The organism is Tabrizicola sp. T74 (assembly GCF_057219935.1).
Map to the genome: position 1 here is coordinate 111,815 of NZ_JBXVVT010000006.1, position 25,486 is coordinate 137,300.

23 protein-coding genes and 2 tRNA genes are annotated in these 25,486 nt (G+C 65.4%); 15 read left to right on the forward strand and 10 right to left on the reverse strand.

The annotated features are described in order from the left end of the window. Positions 1-19 precede the first annotated feature (19 nt). The gene (locus tag AC2EAL_RS17700) at positions 20-1,249 is read right to left on the reverse strand and encodes a helix-turn-helix domain-containing protein (RefSeq protein ID WP_484725557.1); all 1,230 of its coding nucleotides are present in this window, start codon (positions 1,247-1,249) and stop codon (positions 20-22) included. Positions 1,250-1,368: 119 nt separating this feature from the next. Continuing rightward, positions 1,369-2,601: a 5-aminolevulinate synthase gene (hemA, locus tag AC2EAL_RS17705; RefSeq protein ID WP_484725558.1), complete on the reverse strand. Its 1,233-nt coding sequence runs from the start codon at positions 2,599-2,601 to the stop codon at positions 1,369-1,371. A 215-nt stretch (positions 2,602-2,816) separates the two neighbouring features. Here hemA and AC2EAL_RS17710 point away from each other — a divergent pair, with 215 nt between their 5' ends. After that, complete coding sequence (locus AC2EAL_RS17710; RefSeq protein WP_484725559.1) at positions 2,817-4,190, forward strand: M20/M25/M40 family metallo-hydrolase; 1,374 nt, start codon at positions 2,817-2,819, stop codon at positions 4,188-4,190. Then, entirely contained in the window at positions 4,190-4,630 is a 441-nt protein-coding gene (locus AC2EAL_RS17715; protein WP_484725560.1) for a GNAT family N-acetyltransferase, read from the forward strand. The genes AC2EAL_RS17710 and AC2EAL_RS17715 overlap by 1 nt, the downstream gene beginning before the upstream one ends. A gap of 164 nt (positions 4,631-4,794) precedes the next feature. Here the strand turns inward: AC2EAL_RS17715 and AC2EAL_RS17720 are convergent, their stop codons facing one another. The 3 genes from AC2EAL_RS17720 to AC2EAL_RS17730 all read right to left on the reverse strand — a co-directional run bounded on the left by AC2EAL_RS17720 (position 4,795) and on the right by AC2EAL_RS17730 (position 5,663). Continuing rightward, positions 4,795-5,154 carry a hypothetical protein gene (locus tag AC2EAL_RS17720; protein ID WP_484725561.1) on the reverse strand — a complete coding sequence of 120 codons (360 nt, stop codon included), beginning with the start codon at positions 5,152-5,154 and terminating at the stop codon, positions 4,795-4,797. Then, positions 5,145-5,498: a hypothetical protein gene (locus AC2EAL_RS17725; protein WP_484725562.1), complete on the reverse strand. Its 354-nt coding sequence runs from the start codon at positions 5,496-5,498 to the stop codon at positions 5,145-5,147. Before AC2EAL_RS17725 ends, AC2EAL_RS17720 begins: the two co-directional genes overlap by 10 nt. Positions 5,499-5,586: 88 nt before the next feature. Continuing rightward, positions 5,587-5,663, reverse strand: a tRNA-Asp gene (locus AC2EAL_RS17730). Between the two features lie 89 nt (positions 5,664-5,752). Between AC2EAL_RS17730 and AC2EAL_RS17735 the strand changes: the two genes are divergently transcribed. From AC2EAL_RS17735 to AC2EAL_RS17745, 3 genes are all read left to right on the forward strand, one after another. Next, positions 5,753-6,184 (forward strand): hypothetical protein, encoded by a 432-nt coding sequence (locus AC2EAL_RS17735; protein ID WP_484725563.1) that lies wholly within the window; start codon positions 5,753-5,755, stop codon positions 6,182-6,184. 146 nt (positions 6,185-6,330) lie between these two features. Then, complete coding sequence (locus AC2EAL_RS17740; RefSeq protein WP_484725564.1) at positions 6,331-6,963, forward strand: RHS repeat-associated core domain-containing protein; 633 nt, start codon at positions 6,331-6,333, stop codon at positions 6,961-6,963. Positions 6,964-7,876: 913 nt separating this feature from the next. Continuing rightward, complete coding sequence (locus tag AC2EAL_RS17745; RefSeq protein ID WP_484725565.1) at positions 7,877-8,059, forward strand: RHS repeat-associated core domain-containing protein; 183 nt, start codon at positions 7,877-7,879, stop codon at positions 8,057-8,059. 144 nt (positions 8,060-8,203) lie between these two features. On the opposite strand, the gene AC2EAL_RS17750 is transcribed toward AC2EAL_RS17745, so the two are convergent. The 3 genes from AC2EAL_RS17750 to AC2EAL_RS17760 form a co-directional block, all read right to left on the reverse strand. After that, positions 8,204-8,280, reverse strand: a tRNA-Asp gene (locus tag AC2EAL_RS17750). A gap of 59 nt (positions 8,281-8,339) precedes the next feature. Further along, complete coding sequence (locus tag AC2EAL_RS17755; protein ID WP_484725566.1) at positions 8,340-9,275, reverse strand: pirin family protein; 936 nt, start codon at positions 9,273-9,275, stop codon at positions 8,340-8,342. Positions 9,276-9,460: 185 nt separating this feature from the next. Continuing rightward, positions 9,461-10,693, reverse strand: a complete 1,233-nt coding sequence (locus AC2EAL_RS17760) for a hypothetical protein (protein ID WP_484725567.1) — start codon at positions 10,691-10,693, stop codon at positions 9,461-9,463. A gap of 144 nt (positions 10,694-10,837) precedes the next feature. On the opposite strand from AC2EAL_RS17760, the gene AC2EAL_RS17765 reads away from it, so the two are divergent. From AC2EAL_RS17765 to AC2EAL_RS17790, 6 genes are all read left to right on the forward strand, one after another. Next, a complete protein-coding gene (locus AC2EAL_RS17765; protein WP_484725568.1) occupies positions 10,838-12,910 on the forward strand; it encodes a CocE/NonD family hydrolase in 2,073 nt (690 codons plus the stop codon). A 99-nt stretch (positions 12,911-13,009) separates the two neighbouring features. After that, entirely contained in the window at positions 13,010-14,605 is a 1,596-nt protein-coding gene (locus AC2EAL_RS17770) for an ABC transporter substrate-binding protein (RefSeq protein ID WP_484725569.1), read from the forward strand. Positions 14,606-14,615: 10 nt separating this feature from the next. Beyond that, positions 14,616-15,572 (forward strand): ABC transporter permease, encoded by a 957-nt coding sequence (locus AC2EAL_RS17775; protein ID WP_484725570.1) that lies wholly within the window; start codon positions 14,616-14,618, stop codon positions 15,570-15,572. Continuing rightward, positions 15,569-16,384 carry an ABC transporter permease gene (locus AC2EAL_RS17780; RefSeq protein WP_484725571.1) on the forward strand — a complete coding sequence of 272 codons (816 nt, stop codon included), beginning with the start codon at positions 15,569-15,571 and terminating at the stop codon, positions 16,382-16,384. Before AC2EAL_RS17775 ends, AC2EAL_RS17780 begins: the two co-directional genes overlap by 4 nt. Continuing rightward, on the forward strand, positions 16,377-18,014 hold the full coding sequence (locus tag AC2EAL_RS17785) for an ABC transporter ATP-binding protein (RefSeq protein WP_484725572.1): 1,638 nt from the start codon (positions 16,377-16,379) through the stop codon (positions 18,012-18,014). The genes AC2EAL_RS17780 and AC2EAL_RS17785 overlap by 8 nt, the downstream gene beginning before the upstream one ends. An 87-nt stretch (positions 18,015-18,101) precedes the next feature. Beyond that, the gene (locus AC2EAL_RS17790; RefSeq protein ID WP_484725573.1) at positions 18,102-18,935 is read left to right on the forward strand and encodes an alkaline phosphatase family protein; all 834 of its coding nucleotides are present in this window, start codon (positions 18,102-18,104) and stop codon (positions 18,933-18,935) included. 15 nt (positions 18,936-18,950) lie between these two features. Here the strand turns inward: AC2EAL_RS17790 and AC2EAL_RS17795 are convergent, their stop codons facing one another. Then, positions 18,951-19,256, reverse strand: a complete 306-nt coding sequence (locus AC2EAL_RS17795) for a hypothetical protein (protein ID WP_484725574.1) — start codon at positions 19,254-19,256, stop codon at positions 18,951-18,953. A 266-nt stretch (positions 19,257-19,522) separates the two neighbouring features. Here AC2EAL_RS17795 and AC2EAL_RS17800 point away from each other — a divergent pair, with 266 nt between their 5' ends. After that, a complete protein-coding gene (locus tag AC2EAL_RS17800) occupies positions 19,523-21,538 on the forward strand; it encodes a BTAD domain-containing putative transcriptional regulator (RefSeq protein WP_484725575.1) in 2,016 nt (671 codons plus the stop codon). A 12-nt stretch (positions 21,539-21,550) separates the two neighbouring features. On the opposite strand, the gene AC2EAL_RS17805 is transcribed toward AC2EAL_RS17800, so the two are convergent. Further along, on the reverse strand, positions 21,551-21,928 hold the full coding sequence (locus AC2EAL_RS17805) for a hypothetical protein (protein WP_484725576.1): 378 nt from the start codon (positions 21,926-21,928) through the stop codon (positions 21,551-21,553). Between the two features lie 143 nt (positions 21,929-22,071). On the opposite strand from AC2EAL_RS17805, the gene AC2EAL_RS17810 reads away from it, so the two are divergent. The 3 genes from AC2EAL_RS17810 (at position 22,072) to AC2EAL_RS17820 (ending at position 25,466) form a co-directional block, all read left to right on the forward strand. Beyond that, complete coding sequence (locus tag AC2EAL_RS17810; protein ID WP_484725577.1) at positions 22,072-23,124, forward strand: YcaO-like family protein; 1,053 nt, start codon at positions 22,072-22,074, stop codon at positions 23,122-23,124. A 25-nt stretch (positions 23,125-23,149) separates the two neighbouring features. Continuing rightward, positions 23,150-24,814 carry a peroxidase family protein gene (locus AC2EAL_RS17815; RefSeq protein WP_484725578.1) on the forward strand — a complete coding sequence of 555 codons (1,665 nt, stop codon included), beginning with the start codon at positions 23,150-23,152 and terminating at the stop codon, positions 24,812-24,814. 163 nt (positions 24,815-24,977) lie between these two features. Further along, positions 24,978-25,466, forward strand: a complete 489-nt coding sequence (locus AC2EAL_RS17820) for a hypothetical protein (protein ID WP_484725579.1) — start codon at positions 24,978-24,980, stop codon at positions 25,464-25,466. Positions 25,467-25,486 lie beyond the last annotated feature (20 nt).

Here is a 25,486-nt window from a genome sequence, read left to right on the forward strand (position 1 = left end):
AACCGGCAATGGGGGCAGGTCAGTCGGTTGCTTCGGTCGCAGGCGCTGCCACGACGTCAGATGCATCCGCCGTCGCGAAATTCGCCAGGTCCTGATCCGCAGTCAGGTCAGCCTGGGCGAAACTCTGGGTCAACGCCTCGGGCGACAGGGCGATGTCCTTCACCACCTGAGCGCCAGGCGCGACCGGGCCATAAGGAACCCCATCGACGACAAAGTAGATCGACCCCGAATTGCCGGTCCGGAACACGGCTGCGGTTTCCAAGGACGGCACGACATAGCGTTCGCCCGCATCGAGGATCTTTTCAAACAGCACGGTCCCGTCAGCCGCATTCACCCGCACCCAGGACGGGCGGACGGCCAGCACCTCGACGCCTTCCTTGGCATCGGCGATGACCTGGACCTCGCTGCCCAGCGCCTCATCCACCGCGGCTTCGACAGCATCGGCCTCGGCCACTTCTGCCAGGACCCCGGCTTCACGCGGGTTGATCGCGGCAATCGGCCCATCGCGCGAGGTCAGGACGGGGACGTCCAGCGCCTGTGGGCGATACAGGCGGTCCATCACGTCGACAGAAGCGGTGCCTTCGGCGCTGGCGATGGCCTCGGAGGCAGGTTCGGCGGGACGGGTCGCCACGACGTTCGGCGCAGTGGTCCCGACATTCGACAAGGGGTCGATCTGGGCCACCACGGTCGGGGCCTCGTCCACCGGGGCCAGCTGCACGCGCTGAACCTCCTGCAGGACCGACCAGCCGCCATAGCCGATGGCCCCGATCAGCGCGATCAGGACAGCAATCGAGCCGACGGCACCGGGTTCGACACCGCTGAACAGCGCCTCGCCGCGCGGGATGAAGCTGGCATTGGGATCGGCAAGCGGATCGGCGAAGTCACGGCGGGCGCGGGCCTTGACGATCTGCTGCGGCGCGGCGGCTGCGGATAAGCCGTGCGACACGGAATAGCCGGCCTCGGCGCAGAAGCGTTCGAAGGCCCATTCCGGGTCCATCGCCAGATAGCGCGCGTAGGACCGGACATAGCCTGCCACGAATCCGGGGGTTTCAAAGGCGGAAAGATCGGCGTTTTCGATCGCGGCGATATAGGTGGCCTTGATCTTTAACTCACGCTGGACATCAAGCAGGGACTTGCCCAGCGTGGCGCGTTCGCCCCGCATCAGATCGCCGAGGCGCAACTCGAAGTCGTCAAAGCCTTTTGGCTTGTCCTCTTCGGTCGTGGAAGGTTTCGACCTCCAACCGATCATATGCCCGCTGTCCCCTTCGGTGCACCTGTACCGTGGCCGCCTTCCCCAGCGACTCACTGCCTTGTTCTATTGGACAAACCCTAGCATAGGGCAAGAGGTTTTCCACAGGCCAAGGGGCCTCAGGCGACCGCTTCGGCGCGATTCAGCGCACAGTGCGACCAGAGTGCATCCATCGCGCGCACCAGTTTGTCGATTTCGCCCGGGCCGTGCACCGGCGAGGGCGTGAAGCGCAGCCGTTCCGTGCCGCGCGGGACGGTGGGGAAATTGATCGGCTGGACGTAGATGCCGTGGTCTTCCAGCAGCATGTCCGAGATCAGCTTGCAGTGCACCGGATTGCCGACATGGACCGGGACGATGTGGCTGCCATGGTCGATGAAGGGCAGGCCCAACGCGCGAAGCCGCGCCTTCAGGATGCGCGCCTGGGTCTGGTGTTGGGCGCGCAAGGCGACCCCGCCCTCGCCCTTCAGGAAGCGGACGCTGGCCGCCGCGCCGGCAGCTACCGTGGGCGGCAGGCTGGTGGTGAAGATGAACCCCGGCGCATAGGAGCGGATGGCATCCACCATCCGCGCCGAGGCCGCGATGTAGCCGCCGAAGACGCCATAGGCCTTGGCGAGCGTCCCGTTGATGATGTCGACGCGGTGCATCTGCCCGTCGCGTTCCGCCACCCCTGCCCCACGCGGGCCGTACATGCCGACGGCGTGGACCTCATCCAGGTAGGTCAGCGCGCCGAACTCCTGCGCCAGGTCGCAGATGTCCTTGATCGGCCCGAAGTCGCCGTCCATCGAATAGATCGATTCGAAGGCGATCAGCTTCGGCGCCGCCGGGTCGTCCTGGGCCAGAAGCTCGCGCAGATGGGCCACGTCGTTGTGCCGGAAGATCCGCTTCTCGCCGCCCCCGCGCCGGACGCCTTCGATCATGCTCGCATGGTTCAGCGCGTCGGAATAGATGATGAGGCCGGGGAAGATCACCCGTAAGGTCGACAGCGTCGCATCGTTGGCGATGTAGGCGGACGTGAAGACCAGGGCCGCCTCTTTCCCATGCAGGTCGGCCAGCTCTGCCTCAAGCCGCTTGTGCCAGACCGTGGTGCCCGAGATGTTCCGCGTGCCGCCCGAGCCCGCGCCGGTCGCATCCAGCGCCTCATGCATTGCTGCCAGGACCTCCGGGCGCTGGCCCATGCCCAGATAGTCGTTGCCGCACCAGACGGTGATGTCCTTCTGCGACCCGTCGGGCTTGGTCCAGACCGCGTGCGGGTATTGCCCCTGCGACCGCGCAATATCGATGAACGTGCGATAGCGCCCTTCGTCGTGCAGGCGTTGCAGGCTGGCGTCGAGCGCGTCGTCGTATCTGGTCATCTGTCTTGGTCCCTTGGGCAGGGCTATCTGAGCAGCCCGCCCCCTTGGTGCCTTGATTTGGGTCAATCGCCGCTTACGGCCAAGGGGACGATTTGTCACCCCCGACTTACGCAGAATGTCCTTAACAATGCTGTCATCCTACCCGATCCCGCCCCCTATGGACAGTGCGAACCGGCCTGATACGCTTCCGGAAAACCTGACCTCATGTGAGCGCAATGACCCTGGAAGCCGTCCTCAACCGCATCGACGAGACCCTGCCGCAGTCGCTGGACCGGCTGATGGCGCTACTCCGCATCCCGTCGATCTCGACCGACCCAGCCTACAAGGACGATTGCACGCGGACGGCGGAGCATCTGGCGGCCGACCTTGCATCCCTCGGCTTCGAGGCCCGCGCGGCACGGACCCCCGGCCACCCGATGGTCGTGGCGCATGGCGGTGAGGGCAAGCGGCATCTGCTCTTCTACGGCCACTACGACGTGCAACCCGTTGATCCCTTGGAACTTTGGGATCGCCCGCCTTTCGACCCCGAACTGCAGGACACTCCCAAGGGCAAGGTGATCCGCGCCCGCGGTGCCTCGGACGACAAGGGCCAGCTGATGACCTTCATCGAGGCTTGCCGCGCCTGGAAGCATGTGCACGGCACCCTGCCCGGGAAGCTCACGATCTTCCTGGAGGGTGAGGAGGAATCGGGCTCGCCATCCCTGATCCCCTTCCTGGAACAGCACAAGGACGAACTGTCTTGCGACCTCGCGCTGATCTGCGACACGGGGCTCTTCGAGGAAGCGACGCCCGCGATCACCACCATGCTGCGCGGGATGGCGAAGGTCGAATTCACCATCTGCGCTGCGAACCGCGACCTGCATTCGGGAATGTACGGCGGACTTGCACAAAATCCGCTGCATCTGATGGCGCGGCTCTTGGCGGGCCTGCACGATTCCCAGGGCCGGGTGCAGGTGCCGGGCTTCTACGACGACGTGGACGAACTGCCCGACACGCTCCGCCAGCAATGGCAGGCTTTGGCCTTCGACCATGCGGGCTATCTGGGCGATGTGGGTCTCTCGGTCCCGGCCGGGGAACAGGACCGGACGCCGCTGGAAAAGATCTGGTCGCGCCCGACCGCCGAAGTGAACGGGATGTGGGGCGGCTACACCGGCGCGGGCTTCAAGACCGTGCTGCCGTCCGAGGCGCATGCCAAGGTGTCCTTCCGCCTCGTCTCGCGCCAGGACCCCGCCAAGATTTGCGCCGCCTTCAAGGCCTGGGCCGAGGCGCAGATGCCCGCCGATTGCGAGATCGTCTGGCACGGCGGCAGCGACGGCGCGCCTGCGTCGGTCATGGAAATCTCTGACCCTGCCTTCGAGGCCGCGCGCCAGGCGCTGACCCAGGAATGGGGCCGCCCCGCCGCCTTCGTGGGGGCCGGTGGGTCGATCCCGGTGGCGGGTTACTTCAAGTCGATCCTCGGGATGGACGCGATGCTGATCGGCTTTGGCCGCGACGACGACCAGATCCATTCCCCGAACGAGAAATACGACCTGGAATCGTTCCACAAGGGCATCCGGTCCTGGGCCCGCATCCTGGCGCGCATCGCGTGATGTTTGAAGTTCGGGATGCAACCGCTTCGGATGAAGGGGATTTCCTGCGGCTCTGGCAGGGGTTCTGCGACGGCTACGGCATGACCCTGCCGCCCGAAGTCACCGCCTTCACCTGGACCCGCCTGATGGACCCCGCGAACCCGATGAAGGCCCGGCTGGCAATCCTGGACGGCATCCCGCATGGCTTTGCGATCCACCAGCACCACCCCTCGACCTGGGTCCAGGGCGACGACGGCTACCTGGAGGACCTCTACGTCGCCCCCGAGGCGCGGGGCCGTGGCCTCGGCCGCGCGCTGATCGAGGATCTGGTTGCCATCGGCCGCCAGAACGGCTGGCGGCGGCTCTACTGGCTGACCGAGATCGAGAACGCCACCGCCCGCCGCCTGTACGACCAGTTCTGCGACAATGACGGGCATATCCGGTATCGGATGACGCTGTAACGCGACGCCTGGACCGGGGCCAAAAGTCTTCGAAGACTTTTGCAAAATCCTTCGAAGCATTTTCACGCGGACGAATTTGAGGGCCCGAAGCCCAATTTCGGCGGCACCGCCGGGGGTACTTCGGGCAGTGCCGGGACTGCGCGACCTGCGCCGGCTCGTCCCTGCTAGAGGCAACGGCGCCAGGTCAGCCAGGTGCCGTCGCCGTAGAAGACCCGCAAATCCATCCCGTTCTGCGCAAGCTCAATCACCACTTCCTCGGTCCCGGCACCGCCGACCGTCTCCAGGCCCAACCGAAGCCAGCGGGGAAAGCGGCCGGACTGCTTTAGCAGGGTGATCTGCTGAACGCCCGCGGCGGTCCTTATGTCGCTGGCACTGACCTCGATCAAGACGGCGGCAGCACAGGTCTGCGGTGCCGGGACAAACCAGCCCTGGAACTCCTCGGGAAGGCGTCCCTGAGCCAACGCGCACTGGGTGGAGATCACGAGACCCAGCAGTGTGGAAATCGCGATCCGCTTCAGTTGCACCGTCTCCACACTGCCACCGACCCGTCGGCATAGGTGAACTGCAGCGACCCGTCTGCGGCCAGCGTTATCACCGCCGAATCCGTCCACTGCCCGCCACCGGCGTCGTTCAGAAGCGAGGCCTCGACCTTGTTCGGCTCGCCCGGAAACTCGATCAGGTCGGTGACGATGATCGCGAACTCGGCGCCCAGCATCACCCCGTCCTTCACCTCGACCCGCCCAAGGTCGTCACAGCCCAAGCCCTCGGTCGCATAGACCCCGTCAAAGCCGGTCGGCAGCAGGACAGCGTCCTCGGCCCGGGCGGAGGCGGCGGTCAGTGCAAAGACGGCAAGGGCGAGGCGGATCATGGGAAGCTCCTTCAGGATCATGCCACAGCAATAGCCCGCAGCCCGCGCCTTAGGCGAGACAGGAAAGCATGACCTTAGGGGAGGAGGTTGGCGCGGTGGACGGGGCTCGAACCCGCGACCCCCGGCGTGACAGGCCGGTACTCTAACCAACTGAGCTACCACCGCGCGCTGGATGGGGCAGATAGTGGGTTGGACGGGGGGCGTCAAGCGGGAAACGGAACCTGGTCCAGCCCGCCACCTCGAACCGCCTCTCGATGATCAACCTCGCCACCGGCGGCACGCGGGGCTTCACCTATGACGCCGCGGGCAATGTCACGGCCGAGGCGCGGACGGGCGGCACCTACGGCTACACCTACAACGCCGCCGGCCGGATGTCCGAATTCCGGATCAACGGCGTCCTCCAGGCTTCCTACCGCTATGACGCGATGGGGAGGCAGGCGATCCGCACCCGCTCCTCCCCCACCGCTGTCACCATCCACTCGGTGTTCGACAGCCAGGGCCGCCGGATCGCCGAGTCCAATGAGACCTCCGGCGCGCTGATCCGCGAATATGTCTGGAACGGGTGGGGTGAGGCGCGCCCGGACGGCCTTCCAGTGGAAGGACGTCAGCGCCGAACGCCCGAGCACACCTGCGAGGGCCGGGGTGGCGGTCATCGAAGGCGGCGTCATCTCCTTCGTCCGCGCTGACCACATCGGCCGCCCGGTCTTCGCGACCAACGCCGCCGGGGTGAAGGTCTGGTCCGCCATCCCCGGCCCTCGCAAGCGTGCTCGGGCGTTCGGGGGGAAAACAGTCCACTGGACTGTTTTCTGATCCCCCTCACCCCTTCGGCGGAGTGCATGTGTCAACCGGCACCCTCCCCACCAACCGCTTCCCCGGCCAGTGGTTCCAGTCCGAGTCCGGCCTCCACCAGAACTGGATGCGCGACTACGACCCGACGACGGGGAGATACCTCCAGGCTGATCCGCTGGGGCTGATCGATGGGGCGAGCGTGTATGGGTATGTGAAGCAGTCGCCCATGCGGTTCACAGACCCGACCGGCGAGGCCATACCGTTCCTCATTTTGGGAGGAGCAATCGTAGGTGGCCTGATCGGCTACTATGAAACAGGATGCTGGCAAGGTGCCGCTGTTGGGGCATTGTTTGGCGGTTTAGGCGCCTGGGGCTTCGGCGGCAAAGTTGTGACGGCGGGTTGGGGCGCAGCGACCGCTGGCGCCGGTGCAGTAGGGACAGGTATATTCGCCGCAGACGACTGCGACTGCAAGCCACCACCGGAGATAGACCTGAGAAACCTACTACTGATTATGTTCGGTGGTGGCCTTGGCGGTTCAATGGGTGGGCCTATGGGAGAATCACTTGGAAACACATTTGGAAATGGCAACGGCCCTTTGTCGTCCGCAATTGAGGAGACCACAGGAGCGCTGCCAGGTGCTCTGGGTGGTATGATGGGAGAAGAGATGGGGCAATGAATGCGCTTTCAAATCTCGGCCTGGATTGGCCAATTTTGGGTTTCTATCTGCTGCCGCCAGCAGCATTTGCTGTTGTCCTTTTCATTCTGCGATCAATTGTGAAGGGCAGATCGCGACTACGTAGAGCAGGCACCTGGGTCGCAATGCTTTGTGTCTTTGCGGTTGGTTGGACTGTTAATCTTTCAGCGAGTCACACAGGCCAGTTTGAGGAAGGTATGTTGGCTGGGTCTGCGATTGTATTTGTCCTTGTGGTAGACTGGCTCTTGGTCAAAGAGCATGGCGACCAATGAAGCGACGGGCGACTCAATCGCGGTTCATGATTTCACTCATCATTCTTGATCTACGCTTGGGAGGCAACCACCGCTCCCACCCCTTAACCCGCTTCACTCCGGTCAGCGAGCTGTAGGGTGCGTGATTTCACGCATCATTTGGCGCAGAACGGTACTGACTGGCACCCCTACTTACCCCGCCAGGCCAGTCCCTCTCAATCCTTAACACCACCCTAGCGCCCGCGATCAAGTCATTGATCCGGCGGCCTTTATCGAAACTGTCCACCGTGGACACGTCCCCATTGAGGCCGCAAAAGCCTCCCTCGCGCCCCCTCCCTCCGCCCCCTCTCCGCGCCGCCCCGGCACCCCTCCCCTCCACCCCCGATTCGCAGCGCCGTCGAGCACACCCAGCCGACCCGCCCCCTGATCCACGACCACCTCCGGCCCGACCCCCATCACGGTGATCGAAGGCGGCGTCATCTCCTTCGTCCGCGCCGACCACATCGGCAGGCCCGTGTTTGCGACGAACGCCACCGGGGTGAAGGTCTGGTCCGCCATCCCCGGCCCTCGCAAGCGTGCTCGGGCGTTCGGGGGGAAAACAGTCCACTGGACTGTTTTCTGATCCCCCCCACCCCTTCGGCGGAGTGCATGTGTCAACCGGCACCCTCCCCACCAACCGCTTCCCCGGCCAGTGGTTCCAGTCCGAAAGCGGCCTCCACCAGAACTGGATGCGCGACTACGACCCGACGACGGGGAGATCCCTGCAGGCCGACCCGCTGGGGAGGGCGACTAGGGTGGTTTCCCATGCAAGCGGACAGGACGTCTGAGGCCGAAGTCCATGAAACGCTTCAGTGCCTTCCGGCACAAAAAAGACGTTAAGAAACCTCTAACGTCCACAGGCAAGCCATTGTTATAAATGGACTATCCAGAAATGTCCACCGTGGACAGTTTCGGTCGATCTGGGGGAAAGCTGGCGCGGTGGACGGGGCTCGAACCCGCGACCCCCGGCGTGACAGGCCGGTACTCTAACCAACTGAGCTACCACCGCGCGTGGGGGGCGGGATAGAGGCTTCCCCCGGGGTCGTCAATGGGGGACGTGCGGGTTTTTCACCGATCCGGGGCCGGGATGAACTCGTGGTCGTCGCCGGGGGGCAGATGGAAGCGGCCGTGCTGCCAGTCGCCCGCCCTCCAGGCCTCTTTCGCGGCATCGATCTTCTCGCGCGAGGAGGCGACGAAGTTCCACCAGATGAAGCGCGGGCCGTCCATCGTGGCCCCGCCGAGGAGCATCACCCGGGCACCCTGCGGTCCCGCCTGGACCGAGACCCGGTCGCCGGGGCGGAAGACGAGCATGCGGCCCGCCTCGAAGGTCTGCCCGGCGCAGGTGACGTCGCCTTTCAGGACGTAGACCCCGCGGTCCTCGTGGTCGTCTGGAAGGGGGATGGAGGCGTGGGGCTGGAGGACGGCGTCGGCGTAGAAGACCTCGGAGGGCATGTCGAGGCCGACCCGTTCGCCCCAGGCGTGGCCGAGGATCAGGCGGACCTGTTTCCCCTCGCCTTCGAGTTCGGGGAGCTTGTCGCGGCCGAGGTGGGTGAAGCCGGCCGGGTCTTCCTCGCGGTCCTTGGGAAGCGCGAGCCAGGTCTGCAGGCCGAACATCGAGAGGGGGGCCTTGCGGGCCGCACCATCCGTCCGTTCCGAATGAGTGATCCCCTGCCCCGCCAGCATCCAGTTGACGGCGCCCGGTTCGATCCAGGCGTCGGTCCCCAGGCTGTCGCGGTGGTGGAGGCGGCCCTTAATCAGGTAGGTGACGGTCCCGAGGCCGATATGGGGGTGAGGGCGGACATCAATGCCGGTGCCGGTCAGGAACTCGGCCGGGCCCATCTGGTCAAAGAAGATGAAGGGGCCGACCATCTGCCGCTGGGCGGATGGGAGGGCGCGACGGACTTCGAACCCGCCGAGGTCGCGGGCGCGGGGGACGATGACGGTCTCGATCTGGTCGACCTGGGTGCCGATCGGGATGGAGGGGTCGAGAAGCGGGTTCCACATGGGGGCTCTCCTTTGGATGGGAAGGTAGACCCGGGAGGGCGGAATTTCATCCCGTTCTGGCCGCGCGGAGGCTGTGCGGGGGTGAACAGGGGAAAAGTGTCCACGGTGGACAAACGCTGGATGGTGTTTGAGATCAATGGGTTGGTCGCGGACGTTAGGGGTTTCTTAACCCGCGCCAGATCACTTCAGTTGCAACTCAATCCCTTGGTCCGCAGCTGATCGGCCCAGAAGAAGAGCTGGATCGAGCTTTCAAGCAGCGACTTGCAAAAAATGGCTTGGTCGGCGGCGGTAATCGGTTCTTTCCATCGCAGACGCGCGTGCCAGTCGTTCACCACCTGGGCGGAACCGATGAAGCGGCCGCGCGGACCAGGCACAGGGCCAAGCGAAAGAAGAGACGCGACATAGGCGGCATCCTGAGCGTCCGGCGGTGGAGCGATGAAAACATTGTTCTCGGTGCCCGGCGTTTTCGGCTTGGGCAGTCGCGGTGGGCCGAGCGCGAACCCTAGGTCAGCGAGTGCCTTGTCCAGATCAATGGGCTGCGTGACGGCACGATTGCGGAAGAACGCAAAGCCGCCACTTGCGTCGCTGTTGCCCGAATAGGATGGATCGAGGACCAGAAGGCCGTTGGGACGGAAATAGAACAGTTGTGCGGCGCGGAAGACGACGGGGGCGTCCACGGTGCTGCCCGCATGGGCCGTTGCGTAGCGATAACCGATCTCTTCCAGGGGCCAAGCGGCAGTGGCGCGGTCGCGCCAGACACGGTCGTCTTCCAGATCAAGAACCAGATCGGCGGCCTGACCGTCGTCAGCCGAAAAGAGGATGCAGGTCGTCCCGGTTTCCGGGAAGTCGGCGCTGGCAGCATGGCAGGCGGCATCGGTCGCCTTGACGAAGCGGGCGCTGGTGACGGTCTTGGCGTTGGCAAATTCAAAGTCGCGCAGGACGATGCGGACCCAAGCGACATCGCCGCCGGTCAGCAGGCGTTCGCAAAGGTCGAAGCACGGGGCCTGATCGTAGAAGTCCGACCGAACTCCATCTTCGTTCCAGAGATCAGGAGCGTGCCTGGCGTTGCGGATGATCTCAATGCCAACCTGTGCGTCGAGTGCAATCGGCTTGGGCGCCATGGGGGATTTCTGGACGACCAGCGCCTGTGCCTCGCGGTCGGCCATGCCTGGGAGAAGCAGCAGCGAGGCGGGTAGCGCGAGGCCAAGCGCGAGTGCAGGCCAGCGAAGCCAGCTGTTGCGGGCAAGGACGGCAGGAAGCAGCGCCCAGAGCAGGATTGTCGCCATCGGCAGGATGAAGAGCAACGGCAGGCCCAGTCCGACCGTCAGGACCATGGCCATCAGTGCGATGCCGGGAATGGCGAGAAGTAGAGTGAGGACGGTACAGACCGCAAGAAGAATGAGATAAAGCCGAACCATCAACCGAACCCAAGGACGCGTGTGTATGGTCGCCAGAGTATCGACCTTCGGGGCGAACGCAATTGGGTCAATCAGTTAACGGAACGCTTGAATTGCACGAACGATCAAGTTCGGATGGTCGGCAGAGAATCGAAGAGGTGGCGCGTGACGGTCCGATCTGAGTTTCCCCATGACATCACCGAAACCCCCGACATGGGCATCCCGATGCCAGACGGCACGAGGCTGTCCGCGCGGGTCTGGATGCCGGAGGACGCGGGCACGAACCCGGTTCCGGCGGTGCTGGAATACATCCCCTACCGTAAGCGGGACGGCACGCTGCCCCGGGACGAGATGATGCATCCCTGGTTCGCCGGGCATGGCTATGCGGCGGTGCGGGTCGACATGCGCGGCAATGGCGACAGCCAGGGGCTGATGGATGACGAGTACAGCCAGCAGGAGATGGACGACGCGGTCGCCGTGATCGACTGGCTTTCGCGTCAGCCCTGGTGTTCGGGCGCCGTGGGGATGATGGGGAAAAGCTGGGGCGGGTTCAACTGCCTGCAGGCGGCCTTCAACCAGCCGCCCGCGCTGAAGGCGGTCATCTCGGTCTGTTCGACCACCGACCGCTTTGCCGATGACATCCACTTCAAGGGCGGTTGCCTGCTGGGCGAGAACTTCGGCTGGGGCGCGGTGATGCTGGCCTACTCCTCGCGTCCTGCCGACCCCTTGCTGCGCAATGACTGGCGCGAGGATTGGCTGAAACGGCTGGAGGCGCAGCCCTGGCTTGCGCCCCGCTGGGCCGTGCATCAGACGCGGGACGGGTACTGGAAGCACGGCTCGGTCGGCGAGGACTGGGGGCGGAATAGGGTTCCGGCGCTGGTCTGGGGCGGTTGGGCCGACAACTACATGAACACCGTCGCGGCGATGGTCGAACATGCGCCGGGGCCGGTGCAGGGGATCGTCGGGCCTTGGGTGCACCAGTACCCCCATACCGCCGTGCCGGGGCCGCGGATCGGCTTTCTGCAGGTGGCGCTGCGCTGGTGGGATCGCTGGCTGAAGGGCGCACCCAACGGGGCCGAGGATGACCCGGCCTATCGCGCCTATATCCTGCATTCCGAGCCGCCGAACGCGAGCCCGGCGCATCGGGCGGGGCATTGGGTGCAGGAGGCGAACTGGCCCAGCCCCCGCGTGACGCCGGTCACCCTGCACCTCGCGGCGGAGCCGGGGGTTTTGCACCCCCCAGTCCATCGGTCTCTTGAACCGATGGCGAGACCGATGGCCTACCCCGCAGGATATTTGAGGACAGATGAAAGCCCGGAGTTTTCTCTGCCGGTCTCTACGCCGCAGACCCTGGGGCTGGAGGCGGGCGAATATTTCCCGATGGGGCTGAATGCCGAAATGCCGGGCGACCAGGCGGCGGATGATGCGCTGTCCCTGTGCTTTGACGGCGAAGTGCTGGCGGCGGACCTGCAGCTGCTGGGCGCGGCGGAGGTGCGGTTGCGGCTGGCCTCGGACAAGCCCTTGGCCTTCGTGGTGGCGCGGTTGTGCGATGTGGCGCCGGATGGGTCTTCGGTCAGGATCGCGCATGGGATGCTGAACCTCTGCCATCGCGACAGCCGCGAAAACCCTGCGCCGATGGTGCCGGGGGCGGAGGTGGAGGTGGCCTTCACCTTGGACCAGATGGGCTATCGGCTGGCGGCGGGGCATCGGTTGCGGCTCGCCTTGTCGACGAGTTACTGGCCGTTCCTCTGGCCGTCGCCCGAGGCGGCGACGCTGACCGTAAGCAGTGGCAGCCTGACCCTGCCGGTCCAGACCGGGGCGGATGCGGGCGAATGGGACCCGCCGCCCGCCGAACATGCCGCGCCCTGGAAGCACCGGGTGGTCCGCGAGGGCGAAAGCCGCCGGTACGTGGAGCGCGACCTGATCAGCGGCCGGCAGGCGTTGGTGGTGGTTGAGGATGGCGGCGACCGCGAGAACCTGGACCACGGCCTGGTCAGCGGCGAAAGCCTGACCGAACGCTGGGAGATCCACCCGGACGATCCCCTGTCGGCGCGGGCGCTGCATGTCTGGGAGCAGCGCCTGTCGCGGGGGGGCTGGTCGGTCCGCACCGAAGCGCGGGCCGAGATGACGGCAACGGCCGATCATTTGCGGATGACGGCGCGGCTGGCTGCCTTTGAAGGCGAGCGGCTGGTCTTCGAGCGCAACTGGGACGAGGCGGTGGAACGAAAGTTTGTCTGAGACCTGCGAGAAAACATTTGTCGCGAGGCAGGGTTCGCGGTTTATTGATTCTGCAATCAACAAAAGAATCCCCGAAACGGGGCCAATAGGGAGACCAGCATGAACGACAAGCATAACCAGCTTGACTGGATGGTAGCGCAGGCCAAGAGCGGCCGGATGACCCGGCGTGAGTTTGTCGGCCGGACAACGGCCCTTGGGGTGTCGACGGCTCTGGCCTCGGCGCTGTTCACCAAGGCGTCGCAGGCACAGGCCAAGAAGGGCGGCGTGCTGCGCGCCGGGATGCAGGGTGGCGAGTCCACCAACAGCCTTGATCCGGCACTGGCCGCCTCGGAAGTGCCGTTCGCGATCAACATGACCTGGGGCGAGATGCTGGTGGACGTCGCCCCCGACAACACCATCGATTACCGCATCGCGGAGGAGATCAGCTCGAACGCCGATGCGACCGAGTGGAAGTTCAAGATCCGCGCTGGCGTCGAGTTCCATGACGGCAAGACCGTCACCGCCGAGGACGTGATCGCCACGCTGAAGCGCCACACCGACGAGAAGTCGCAGTCCGGCGCGCTGGGAATCGTGCAGGGCATCAGCGAAATGAAGGCTGAGGGCGACATGGTCACCCTGAAGATGGCGAGCGGAAACGCCGACCTGCCCTATCTGATGGCGGACTATCACCTTGTCATCCAGCCGGGTGGCGGCATCGACAATCCGGCCGCGGGCATCGGGGCGGGGGCCTACAAGGTCAAGGTCAACGAGCCGGGCGTGCGCCATGTGTTCGAGCGGCACGCGAACTATTGGGATGCGGCGAATGGCGCCCATGCCGATGAGGTCGAGATCCTGGTGATCAACGACAACACGGCGCGGACGGCAGCGCTGCAGTCGGGCCAGATCCACATGATGAACCGGGTCGACCCGAAGATCGTGGAGCTTCTGAAGGGCGTCGAGGGCATCACCATCGAGCATGCTCCGGGCCGCGGCCACTATGTCTTCATCATGCATGTCGACAAGGCTCCGTTCGACAACAACGACCTGCGGATGGCGCTGAAGCTGGCGATCAACCGGCAGGAGCAGGTGGAGAAAATCCTGGGCGGGCTCGGCTCGGTCGGGAACGACTTCCCGATCAACGCGGCCTATCCCTTGTTCGACGACACGATCCCGCAGCGCGAGTACGACGCGGCGCTGGCGGCCGAGCACTACAAGAAGTCGGGCCATGACGGCTCGCCCATCATCCTGCGCACCGCACCGGGTGCCTTCCCGGGCGCGGTGGATGCGGCGAACCTGTTCGCGGCGAGCGCCAATGCGGCGGGCATCCCGCTGCAGGTGCAGTTGGAGCCCGATGACGGCTACTGGTCGAACGTCTGGAACGTGCAGCCGTTCTGCGCCAGCTACTGGGGCGGGCGTCCGGTGCAGGACCAGATGTATTCCACCGCTTACCTCTCGACTGCGGAATGGAACGACACCAAGTTCAAGAACGCCAAGTTCGACGAGCTGATGATCGCAGCCCGGGCGGAACTGGACCAGGACAAGCGCAAGGGCATGTACTCGGAAATGGCCAACATCCTGCGCGACGAGGGTGGCCTGATCCTGCCGATGTTCAACGACTGGGTCGAAGCCCGCCGCGCCGAAGTGGCTGGCTGGACGCCGGACCCGAACGGCGAGTTGATGAACGGCAAGGCCCTGATCAAGTGCTGGCTGGCCTGAGGCCACGCCGGTGCACCCGATCCTGAAACTTCTGGTCCAGCGCATTGCGCTGGGCCTGCTTCTGCTGCTTGGTGTTTCGGCAGTCATCTTCCTGGGCGTCGAGGCGCTGCCGGGGGATACCGCGCAGGCGATCCTGGGGCAGCAGGCGACACCCGAGGCGCTGGCGAACCTGCGCGAGAAGCTGGGGCTCAACGACCCGCCGCTGACCCGCTATTTCCAGTGGCTGGGCGGCGTGCTGACCGGGGATCTGGGCACCGCGCTGACCAATGGCGCGGATATCGCGACCTCGATCGGGCAGCGACTGGGCAACACCCTGTTCCTGGCGGGCTGTGCCGCCGTCATCGCGGTCCCGCTGGCCATCATCCTGGGCCTGGTCGCCGCGCGCTATGCCGGGCGCTGGCCGGACAAGCTGATTTCGGGCGTGACGCTCACTACGATCAGCCTGCCCGAATTCGTTGCGGCCTACTTCGTGATCTTCCTGCTGACCCAGCTTGTCCCGATCTTCCAGCCTGTGGCGATGGTCTTCCCTGGCATGGGCTTCTGGGAACGTCTGCAGGCCGTCGCCCTGCCGGTGATCGTTCTTGTGCTGGTCGTCCTTGCGCACATGATGCGGATGACGCGGGCGGCGATCCTGAACGTGATGCAGTCGGCCTATATCGAGACGGCAGAGCTGAAGGGACTGTCGCCGATGACGGTGATCTGGAAGCACGCCTTCCCGAATGCCATCGCGCCTGTCGTGTCAGTCGTCATGCTGAACCTGGCCTACTTGGTCGTGGGTGTCGTCGTGGTCGAGGTCGTCTTCGGCTACAACGCCCTTGGGCAATACCTCGTCGACCATGTGACAAAGCGTGATCTGCCGGTGGTGCAGGCCGTGGGCCTGATCTTCGCCGCCGTCTACATCTTCCTGAACATGCTGGCGGATATCATCGGCATCCTGGCCAACCCAAGGCTGAGGCACCCGAAATGAGGATCCCCCTGTCCGCCCTCATCGGCCTGATCCTGACCGGGACCTTCCTGTTCGTCGCCGTCTTTGCCCAGTGGATCGCGCCCTACGACATCTCGGACGTCTCGGGCGGTCAGTGGGAGGGCCCATCGGCCAAGTTCTGGCTCGGGACCGACACCATCGGGCGCGACATCTTTTCGCGGCTGATCTACGGCGCACAGATCACCATCTTCGTGGCGCTGGCGTCCTCGGTCCTGGCCTTTTCGCTGGGGGCCTTCCTCGGCTTCCTTGCAGCGGTTAAGGGCGGCTGGATCGATCAGGTCCTGTCGCGGATCGTCGATCTGGTGATGGCGGTGCCCTCGCTGATCGTGGCGCTGGTGATGCTGTCAGTGCTTCCGCTGAACCTGACCGTGCTGATCCTGGTGATGGGCATCCTCGATTCAACCCGCGTCTTCCGCCTGTCACGCGCTGTCGCGGTGGACATCGCGGTGATGGATTATGTCGAGGCGGCCCGTCTGCGGGGCGAGAAATGGGGCTGGGTGATCTTCCGGGAAATCCTGCCCAACGCGCTGTCGCCTCTGGTCGCGGAATTCGGGCTGCGCTTCATCTTCGCGGTCCTGTTCATCTCGACGCTATCGTTCCTGGGCCTTGGCGTGCAGCCACCGCTCGCCGACTGGGGCGGGATGGTGAAGGAGAACAAGGACGGCCTGATCTACGGCAAGTCGGCGGCGCTGTTGCCCGCTGCGGCGATTGCCGCGCTGGCGATCAGCGTGAACCTGGTGGCGGACTGGATCCTGACCCGGACCTCCAGCCTGAAAGGGGGCCGCGGTGGCTGACGACACGCTTCTTGCGATCAAGGGCCTGGTGATCGAGGCCACGTCCTATCCACCGGGGGAACCGCCGAAGAACGTCACGTTGGTGCATGGGGTGGACTTGCACCTGAAGCGCGGTCGGGTGCTGGGGCTGATCGGCGAATCCGGGGCGGGGAAATCGACCATCGGGCTTAGCGCCATGGCCTACGGGCGGGGCGGCGTGCGGCTGACGGGCGGGACGATCCACCTGAACGGGCGGGAGATTCGGCTGGCGGATGCCAAGGCCCTGCGGTCCCTGAGGGGGCGTGAGGTCACTTACGTATCGCAGTCGGCGGCGGCGAGTTTCAACCCGGCGCGGCAGATCATGGAGCAGGTGATCGAGACCTGCCTGTCGCATGGGCTGTGTCGCAAGGCCGAGGCGGAAAAGCGCGCGGTGGCGCTGTTCAGGAAGCTTGGCCTGCCGAACCCCGAAACGATCGGCAGCCGCTATCCGCATCAGGTTTCGGGCGGGCAGCTGCAGCGCTGCATGACGGCGATGGCTTTGTGTCCGAAGCCCGACCTGGTGATCTTCGACGAACCGACAACGGCGCTGGACGTCACGACGCAGATCGACGTGCTGGCCGCGATCAAGGAGGCGATCCGGGATACGCACGTGGCGGCCTTGTATATCACGCATGACCTTGCCGTGGTGGCCCAGGTCGCGGACGAGATCATGGTGCTGCGGCATGGCCGGATGGTGGAGCTGGGCGAGACCGGGCAGATCATCCATCGGCCGACGCAGGACTATACCAAGGCATTGGTGTCGGTCCGGGGGCTGGAACACACCGAGAAGGCCCCTGCCCCGCCGGTGTTGCAGGTGCAGAACCTGACGGCGCGGTATCGAGGGACGAACTTCGACGTGCTGAAGAACGTCTCGGTCGACCTGCCGGCTGGCCAGACGCTTGCTGTGGTGGGGGAAAGCGGCTCGGGCAAGTCGACGCTGGCGCGGGCGATCACCGGGCTGTTGCCGCCAAGCCAGGGCCGGATCACCTTTGCCGGGAGGCAGTTGTCGGCAGAGCTTGCGGGGCGCACCAAGGACGACCTGCGCGAGATCCAGATGATCTACCAGATGGCCGATACCGCGATGAACCCGCGGCAGACGGTGGGGACGATCATCGGGCGGCCGCTGGAGTTCTACTTCGGCCTGCGCGGGGCCGAGAGGGACGCCCGGGTGCAGGAGCTTCTGGACCAGATCGAGATGGGCAAGGGCTTTGCCCAGCGCTATCCGGCCGAGCTGTCGGGTGGCCAGAAGCAGCGGGTGTGCATTGCGCGCGCCTTGGCCGCGAAGCCGAAGCTGATCATCTGCGACGAGGTGACTTCGGCGCTGGACCCGCTGGTCGCGGACGGCATCCTGAAGCTGCTGTTGGCGCTGCAGGCCGAGGCGGGAGTGGCGTACCTGTTCATCACCCATGACCTGGCGACGGTGAAAGCGATTTCCGACAAGATCGCGGTGATGTTCAAGGGCGCGGTGGTGCGCTATGGGCAGAAGTCCGACGTGCTGACGCCGCCGTTTGACGATTACACCGACCTGCTGCTGAGTTCTGTGCCCGAGATGGAACAGGGCTGGCTGGAACAGGTCATCGCGCACCGGAAGATGGAAAGCGCGGGGAATTGAACCACCGCTCGTCGTTGGACTTCGTCCCTCCTCGCTGAGGGTCTCCGACGAGAAGCCGAAGGCGCGACGTGGGAGGCGTCGAAAGCCATGACCAAGCTTCTGCTCATCATCCTGGACGGAGTGCCTTACCGGAACTGGCGGCGGCTTTTCGGCAATCTGGAAGGCTGGGTCGAACGGGGCGAGGCGCGGGTGCGGCGCATGCGGTCGGTCCTGCCGTCGACCTCGGCCTCCTGCTATGCCTCGATCCATACCGGTCTTCCGCCGCAGGTGCATGGAATCTGGGCCAACGCCGACACCCGCCGTCTGGAGTTTCCGGATGTGTTCAGTGCGTTGACCGGCGCGGGGAAGACGACTGGGGCGGTCACCCACAGCTATTGGAGCGAGTTCTTCAACCGGGCGCCGTTCGATGTGGTGCGTGACATCGAGTATGACGAGCCTGGCGGGCCGATCACCCACGGGCGGTTCCACACCATGCATCGCGACACCGAATACAACCAGATGACCCCGGCGGACTATGACCTCTTTGGCACGCTGACCCGGCTTTGTGAGGTGAAATCAATAGACTACGGCATACTGCACACTTGTACCCTCGACAGTCTGGGCCATCGCTTCTACCACGACTGCGAAGAGATGGACGATGCCTGCTACCGCATGGATGCGACGCTGGCCCCGTTTCTTCACCGCTGGCGGCAGAACGGCTATGAAGTGATCGTCACCGCCGACCACGGTCAGGATGCGCGGGGGCATCATGGCGGGACGGGCGAGGATCAGCGCGACTTTGCGCTTTATTACTTTGGTGACAGTGGCTTGCCGGGCGAAGATGAGGTTCTGGATCAACTCGCGCTGGCCCCGTCCATCCTGACGCGGATGGGGGTGCCGGTGCCGCCGACGATGCAGGCCGCGCCCTTCCTGTCGCGCTGAAGGGCGCGGACCGGGTCAGCCGCCGGTCAAGCCCAGCTTTGTCTGCGCAGCACGCGTGCAGATCAGATAGCTTGCCCGGCTGCTATGCGCCCCATGCGACTGGATACCGTCGGTGCGGCTGGCCGCGGCGGCGTGGCGTTCGGCCAGGCAGTCGCTGACCTCGGCGGTATAGGCGGCGCGCAGCGTCAGGCACGCCTCACCTGCCGCCGCGATCGGGCCGGACAGCGGGCAATCCTGTCGCGCGGCCTCGCCGGTTTCGGCCGAAGCGGCACCGGTCAGGCCGGCGCAGGCAGAGAGAATCAAGGCAAAAGCAGCTTTCATCATTATCTCCATCAAAATGTGTGGTTCCAAAGCGTGTGGCCTGCCCACCGCGCCACGCATGCCGCGCCGTGTGGCAGGTTGCCCCGGACCATGGCAGGAGCAACGTGATCTGGGCGTGATGCCCGCGGGAATTCCACAGTCCGGGCCACCAGCGCAGTCCCCGGCACCACACCCCGAGCTTTCGGATGGATTTCAGCACCTTCGTCTGTTGAAAGCCCGCCCATCTGTGTGCATCGTTAACGAAGGTTGCTCTGAGGCTGCGCTGCATGTTCCGGTTCCAAGTCGATCTCCTCGGTTCCTGCCGGGTCGCCCGTATGGCGACCGGGGAAGAGGTGGCGTTCCGGACGCGCAAGACGCGGCTTCTGATGGGGCTTCTGCTGCTCAGCCCCGGCAGCCGGATGAACCGGGAACAGCTGGCCTCGCTGCTGTGGGACCCCGCCCCCGAGGCGCTGGCGCGGTCAAGCCTGCGGCAGGCGCTGCGCGAGCTGAAGGAGGTCCTTGGCCCGGACGGCGAGGATGTGGTCGAGGCGGATCGCTTTACCGTGGGTCTGAAGGCTGCAGCCTTCGATCTGGATGTGCGCCGGTTCAAGGAGCTTCTGGCGCGGGGCCAACAGGACCAGCACGCGCTGATTTCGGCGGCGGCGCTGTGGCAGGGTGAGCTGTTCGGTCCGGCCCAGCCCAGCGCCCCGGTGTTCGAGGCCTGGCTGCAGATCGAGCGGTCGCAATTGCGCTCGGCCCTGACCACGGCGCTGACCGACCAGCTGGAAAAGCTGATTGCCACGGGCACTTATGGCGACACGCGCATCGCAGAAGAGCTGGTCCGGATCGAACCCAGCCACGAGCTGGCGCATCAGTTCATCATGCGCTTTCACGCCCAGCGCGGCGACCAGTCGGCGGCCTTGCGCCAGTACGGGCTCTTGGAGCAGGCGCTGGCCGAAGAGCTGGACAGCGAGCCGAGTGAGGCGTCGAACGAGCTGTTGGTCGCAATCAAGAGCGGCGAGGTGTCGTTGCAGCGGACCCCGGCGCAACCGGTGGCCCCTGCCCCGGCGCGCGGCCGCAACGGGCCGCCGCGGATCACCATCCGCCCGCCGCTGACCCGCTATGGCGATGCCAGCAAGAACTACCTGGGCGAGGGCTTTGCCTTCCTGGCCAAGTCCTGCCTGTCGCGCTTTCGCTGCTGGATCGTGATCCCCTGGCCCTCAAGCGGGTTCGAGTCGACCACTGCAGTCGACTTCACGGCGGTAGGCCAGGTGATCGACGCCGATTTCGCGGTCGACTGCGTGCTGGACTGGCGCACTGGCGAGGGCAAGCTGTTCGTCAGCCTGATCGATTGCCGTGACGGCAGCGAGGTCTGGTCTGCGCTGTATCCGGTCACCGAGCATGACCTGCAGGAGGTCAGCTCATCCGTCGCGGGGGCCGTGGCAGCCAACCTGGCAAGCCAGGTCAACCACATCACCCTGCTGCGTCACGCCCGTTCGACGCCCGGCAACCCGGTCGCCTATGACCTTTGGCTGAAGGGGCATCAACTGTCGCGGCTTTGGACGGCCGAGGCAGACGCCGAAGCCGAAGCGATGTTCCTGAAAGCGATCGACCTGGACCCAGGGCTTGCGGGCAGCCACGCAAGCCTGGCGCAGATTCTGTGCAGCCGCAGCCTGGTGCGCCCGGGCTATCCCAACCGCAAGGCCGATTGCGCGGCCGCTTTTCGCCATGCGCGCGAGGCCATTGCGCTGGACCCTTACGACCCGCGCTGCCACATCAGCATGGCCTGGAACTGGCTGATCGCGAAGTCGCCGGAACGTGCGAACACGCATTTCCGGATGGCGGTCGACCTGAACCCGAACGATGCCGAGGCGCTGATCGCGGCAGCCTGCGGGCTGGCCTTCCTGGGACATGTCGGGGACGCCAAGGGCCTTGCCGCGAAAGCGGTGCAGATGAACCCGGTCTATCCGGAGTATTACACCGACTACCTGTCGGCGATCCAGTTCCTGGACGGCGACTATGCGGCCACGATCGAGACGGTCGAGAAGTGCTATGAAGGCTTTCCCGACCGCTCGGCCCTGGCCGCCGCCGCCTGGGCGCTGCAAGGCCGCATCGAGAAGGCCGAGACGGTCTACCAGTACTTCGCGGACCTGACGGCCTCGCGCTGGGAAGGGAGCGGCCAGCCGGACGACAACGACCTGGAGAGCTGGATCATGGAGGTCCTGCCGATCCATTGGCCCAAGGGCAAGCAGAGCCTGTTGAAAGGCCTGCGGCTTGCCCGGCAGATGGCCGCGCAAGCCTGAGCCGGAAAAACCCTAGCGGCACTTGCGCATGAAATAGCGCGCCAGCACCACCTTGGAGCGGACTTCGTCAGTGGCGCCGTAGTCCTGTTCATCAGCCACCTTGTGCGTGACGAGATCGCCCGACCACGGGACCTTCACGTGCATCCGGTTCGGCGTGTCGTAGACCGGCACGATCTCGACATTGGCGGGAATTTCGCCAAGGACTTTCCCATCAGCGGTCTCATAGCGATAGCCGTTGTCATACAGCCATTTCCGGGTGTTTTCGTTGAACTTCCACCATTCCGAATTGGGGTCGTTGCTGAAGGCGGTTTGGCTGACACGCGTGATCGCTTCGCCGGTCTCCGCGTGGTCTGCGACGACCTGACTCTTCAACTTGAAGAACCCTACCATTTCACTCTCCCTTCCCTTGTTGGGGCAATTCTTTTGCCTTTGCCGGATCACTATTGGTCAGCACCGTGATGCCAGCGTGAAATGCCGGGACGGTCCCAGAATCCTGCCTTGATCCGCCGGGCCATCCTGCCTTGAATAAGGCCATGAAGCAAAACCAGGCTGAGACGATTGCGCGGCTGGCGCGGGCCCTGGCGGATGATTTCCGGATCACCCGACTGGATGCGCCCGAGGCGCCGCTGTTCCTGGCGGTCGCGCTGCCGATCGAGCCCGGAGCGACTGGTCTGAAACCGCGGCTGCCGGCGGGTCGGGGCATGAGCCCGCAGGAGGCGCAGCTGGCGGCGGGGGCCGAGGCCCTGGAGCTGCGGGCAAGCCTCGCGCAGCAGCATGCAGGCGACTTGCGGACGCGGCCGCGCAAGGACGGTCTGGCGATGGTCGAGGCGCAGGACCTGGCCAGCGGCGTGGTGGTCGAGGTCCCTGCGCAAAGCGTTTATCTCGACTGTGCGGCGGTTCTGGCCGAGCCGTTGCGGGAGGATGCGACGTCGACCGGGTGCGCCGTCGGGCCGGACCGCATCAGCGCGACGGTACGGGCGCTGTGGGAATGCGTGGAACGCGACGCGGTGGCGCTGTGGTGGCATGGCAAGCGCCCGGGTGGCACCGTGGCGACCGAGATCATCGATGCGCACCAGCCGCGGCTGTTCTGGTGGCTGCATGAGCGGCGGCGCAAGACTAGGCTGATCGAGGTCACGACCGATATCGGCCTGCCGGTGGTGGTGGCCGTGGCGGCAGAACCGGACGGTCGCAAGGTCGCGGTGGGTTCGGCCGCGCGGCCGGTGCTGGCGGATGCGGCGCTGGCCGCGGTCAGCGAGATGGTGCAGACCGAGGTCAGCCTGGACCAGGCCGCCGAGGCGGGCGACGCTGAGGCGGCGGAATGGATCGCGGCGGCCTCGTTGCTGAGGCAGCCGCAGTTCCAGCCGGGGCCAGAGCGGGCTGCGGCCGAGACGCCGGATGTGCTGGCGCGGCTGGAGGCGCTTGGCCATCGCGCGCTGGCGGTCGAACTGACGCTGCCCGGCGACCCCCTGCCCACGATGCGGGTGCTGGTCCCGGGCCTCTGCGCGATGCAGGGTCGCACCGATTGCGCCCGTTTTGCCCGGCTTTGTCCCGGCCAACCCCGCCTGATTTTGCCCGAACCTTTTTGACCCCCCTTAGCAAAGCGAGGCCGCCATGCCGCCGATCACCAGCCCGCACAGCATTTTCCGCAATACGGCCCCGCGAACCCCGCGACCAAGGTCAGCGCAGCCGTCGCAATCGGGGTATTGCTTCCTGTTTCCGGAACTGGCCGCGAAGGTCGATGTCGGCTGCTTTGCCGGGATCGGCGCCGCGCACAGCTTTGCCCGGCTGGTGGAGTTCGAGAAAGCCAGCCGCGAGGCGTTGAGCTCTCCCGAGACGCTGCCGATGCGGTTGCCGGCGGTCTATACCTATTTCGGCCAGTTCGTGAACCACGACATTTCCGCCCCCGTGGGCGATGTGGTGACGCTGCTTGAGCCGGTGGAGGCGGTGGGTGTGATCGGCACCGCCCTGCCAGCGGGGCTGGAGCGGTCAGAGCGGGCAGCACCGGGGGTGATCCTGGAGTTCTTCGTCAACGAACAGCCCAACCCGCTGGCGCTGGACAGCCTGTATGGCGACGGGCCGGGCAGCAGGGACAAGGCGATCCAGGAGCTTTACGAGGGAGGCAAGCGGTTCCGGCTCGGCAAGACCCGGGGGGAGGATGCGCCGTTCTTCAAGGCGCTTGGCATCGAACCCGGGGACGTTCATCACGACGAGGGCGCCCCCGACATCCTGCGGCAGGACCGCACCCCGCTGATCGCTGACCAGCGCAATGATGAAAACCTGATCCTCAGCCAACTGCACCTGGCGCTGATGCTGTTCCACAACAAGATGGTCAAGAAGCTAGAGCGGGAGCCGAAGTTCACCGACCCCGCCGCCTGCTTTGCCGAGGCCCGGCGGCTGGTGACGCTGCACTACCACTGGCTGATCCTGAACGACTTCCTGCCGAACCTCCTGTCGCCCCTGGCCCTGCAGGTGCCGCTGGCGATGAGGCCGCAGAAGCTGACCAACGCTCGGACCGTGCCGCTGGAGTTCACCACCGCCGCCTTCCGCTTTGGTCATTCGATGATCGGGGCGACCTATGACTTCAACGCGAATTTCGGGCGTGACGGCAAGATCGACCCCAAGGGCGCCTCGCTGTCCGACCTGTTCGACTTCACCACGCATGAAAACATGGGCAAGCCCGACGTGGCCGAGACGCTGCAACTGCCGGACCACTGGGTGATCGACTGGGACCGGATGACGCAGCCGCCCCACGCCGCCCAGGGCCCCGGCGGGGCCGAGAAGATCGACCTGACCTTTGCCATCGACATGCTGAACCGGATGGGCACGTCGAATGTCGCGGCGCATGGGTCAATCCTGTTCCGCAACCTGATGCGCGGCTTTCAGCGGCGGATCGCCTTTGGTCAGGAGCTGGCCCGCGCCTGCGGACTGGATGCCCTGACGCCAGAGCAGTTGCGCGCTGCCCTGCCGGATGCGAACCCGGCCCAGCCAGGCGCGGAAAGCCTGCGCGCCATTGCCGAACGGCTGGGGATGCTGAAGGAAACGCCGGCCTGGCTGTATTTCCTGTGCGAGGCGCGGCATTTCGAGAACGGCGAACGGCTGGGTCCTGCGGCAAGCCACATCATCGCCGACACGATCGTGGGCCTGCTGAAGCACATGCCCAAGTCGATCCTGAACCAGGAGGGCGGTGCCTGGCATCCGCGTGAAAGCCCGCTTAGGGGAGTGGGAGGGGAAGAGCTGACCTCGCTGCGGGCCCTGCTGATGGGGGCTGTTGCATAGGAACCCTGACCGGGTGGCACCGGTGTGACCGGCGGGGGCTATGGGCTGGACAGGCGAGCGGTTTCATTTCATAGACGCCGGGTCGGGCAGACCGCACCTAGCGGAACGGCTTGTCCGTCCCCAAGTTTGGCCCCGTGACGTCCCCTGAGAGACACCGCCGCCGATGACCCCTGTTGAGCTTTCCTTTCCCTCGCGTCTTCGCCCTGCCCTGCGCGGGCTGGCAATTGCGCTGATCCTGCCGCTGGCGGCCTGCGCGCCGTCGACCAGCACGATGCAGTTCTATCCGCTGCAGGGCGAAATCGCCGAGGCCGACCCGACGCTGGTCATCCGCGCCACGGCGAAGAACACCACCGGTACCTCGGGCGCGCTGTCCTTCCGCCTGCCGGAGCGGGGCAGATGCACCGGCACCTGGTCCTCGCTGACGCCACGCACGGTGTCGCATTCCAAGGGGCTGGCGCTGACCTGGAAGAAGACCGGGGGCGAGATGGGAACCGAACGCGAAACCGTCGCTGGCGTCAACAACGGCGAGATCTACGCCGTCTGTGACGACGGCACCCGGGTCCAGGGCACTTTCGTCATCGGGTCGGGCACCGCCAGCGGCACGGGCCAGGCCACCGACACCAACGGCAACGTCTACAAGCTCTTGTTCTGACGGATTGGCGCGGTCCACGA

What these genes read in the sequence shown, in the direction of transcription:
- AC2EAL_RS17795 (WP_484725574.1), bottom strand. Translation starts at nt 19,256, where the DNA reads ATGAAAGCTGCTTTTGCCTTGATTCTCTCTGCCTGCGCCGGCCTGACC.
- AC2EAL_RS17755 (WP_484725566.1), bottom strand. Translation starts at nt 9,275, where the DNA reads ATGTGGAACCCGCTTCTCGACCCCTCCATCCCGATCGGCACCCAGGTC.
- AC2EAL_RS17710 (WP_484725559.1), top strand. Translation starts at nt 2,817, where the DNA reads ATGACCCTGGAAGCCGTCCTCAACCGCATCGACGAGACCCTGCCGCAG.
- AC2EAL_RS17770 (WP_484725569.1), top strand. Translation starts at nt 13,010, where the DNA reads ATGAACGACAAGCATAACCAGCTTGACTGGATGGTAGCGCAGGCCAAG.
- AC2EAL_RS17800 (WP_484725575.1), top strand. Translation starts at nt 19,523, where the DNA reads ATGTTCCGGTTCCAAGTCGATCTCCTCGGTTCCTGCCGGGTCGCCCGT.
- AC2EAL_RS17815 (WP_484725578.1), top strand. Translation starts at nt 23,150, where the DNA reads ATGCCGCCGATCACCAGCCCGCACAGCATTTTCCGCAATACGGCCCCG.
- AC2EAL_RS17820 (WP_484725579.1), top strand. Translation starts at nt 24,978, where the DNA reads ATGACCCCTGTTGAGCTTTCCTTTCCCTCGCGTCTTCGCCCTGCCCTG.
- AC2EAL_RS17735 (WP_484725563.1), top strand. Translation starts at nt 5,753, where the DNA reads ATGATCAACCTCGCCACCGGCGGCACGCGGGGCTTCACCTATGACGCC.
- AC2EAL_RS17805 (WP_484725576.1), bottom strand. Translation starts at nt 21,928, where the DNA reads ATGGTAGGGTTCTTCAAGTTGAAGAGTCAGGTCGTCGCAGACCACGCG.
- AC2EAL_RS17760 (WP_484725567.1), bottom strand. Translation starts at nt 10,693, where the DNA reads ATGGTTCGGCTTTATCTCATTCTTCTTGCGGTCTGTACCGTCCTCACT.
- AC2EAL_RS17810 (WP_484725577.1), top strand. Translation starts at nt 22,072, where the DNA reads ATGAAGCAAAACCAGGCTGAGACGATTGCGCGGCTGGCGCGGGCCCTG.
- AC2EAL_RS17780 (WP_484725571.1), top strand. Translation starts at nt 15,569, where the DNA reads ATGAGGATCCCCCTGTCCGCCCTCATCGGCCTGATCCTGACCGGGACC.
- AC2EAL_RS17725 (WP_484725562.1), bottom strand. Translation starts at nt 5,498, where the DNA reads ATGATCCGCCTCGCCCTTGCCGTCTTTGCACTGACCGCCGCCTCCGCC.
- hemA (WP_484725558.1), bottom strand. Translation starts at nt 2,601, where the DNA reads ATGACCAGATACGACGACGCGCTCGACGCCAGCCTGCAACGCCTGCAC.
- AC2EAL_RS17790 (WP_484725573.1), top strand. Translation starts at nt 18,102, where the DNA reads ATGACCAAGCTTCTGCTCATCATCCTGGACGGAGTGCCTTACCGGAAC.
- AC2EAL_RS17700 (WP_484725557.1), bottom strand. Translation starts at nt 1,249, where the DNA reads ATGATCGGTTGGAGGTCGAAACCTTCCACGACCGAAGAGGACAAGCCA.
- AC2EAL_RS17715 (WP_484725560.1), top strand. Translation starts at nt 4,190, where the DNA reads ATGTTTGAAGTTCGGGATGCAACCGCTTCGGATGAAGGGGATTTCCTG.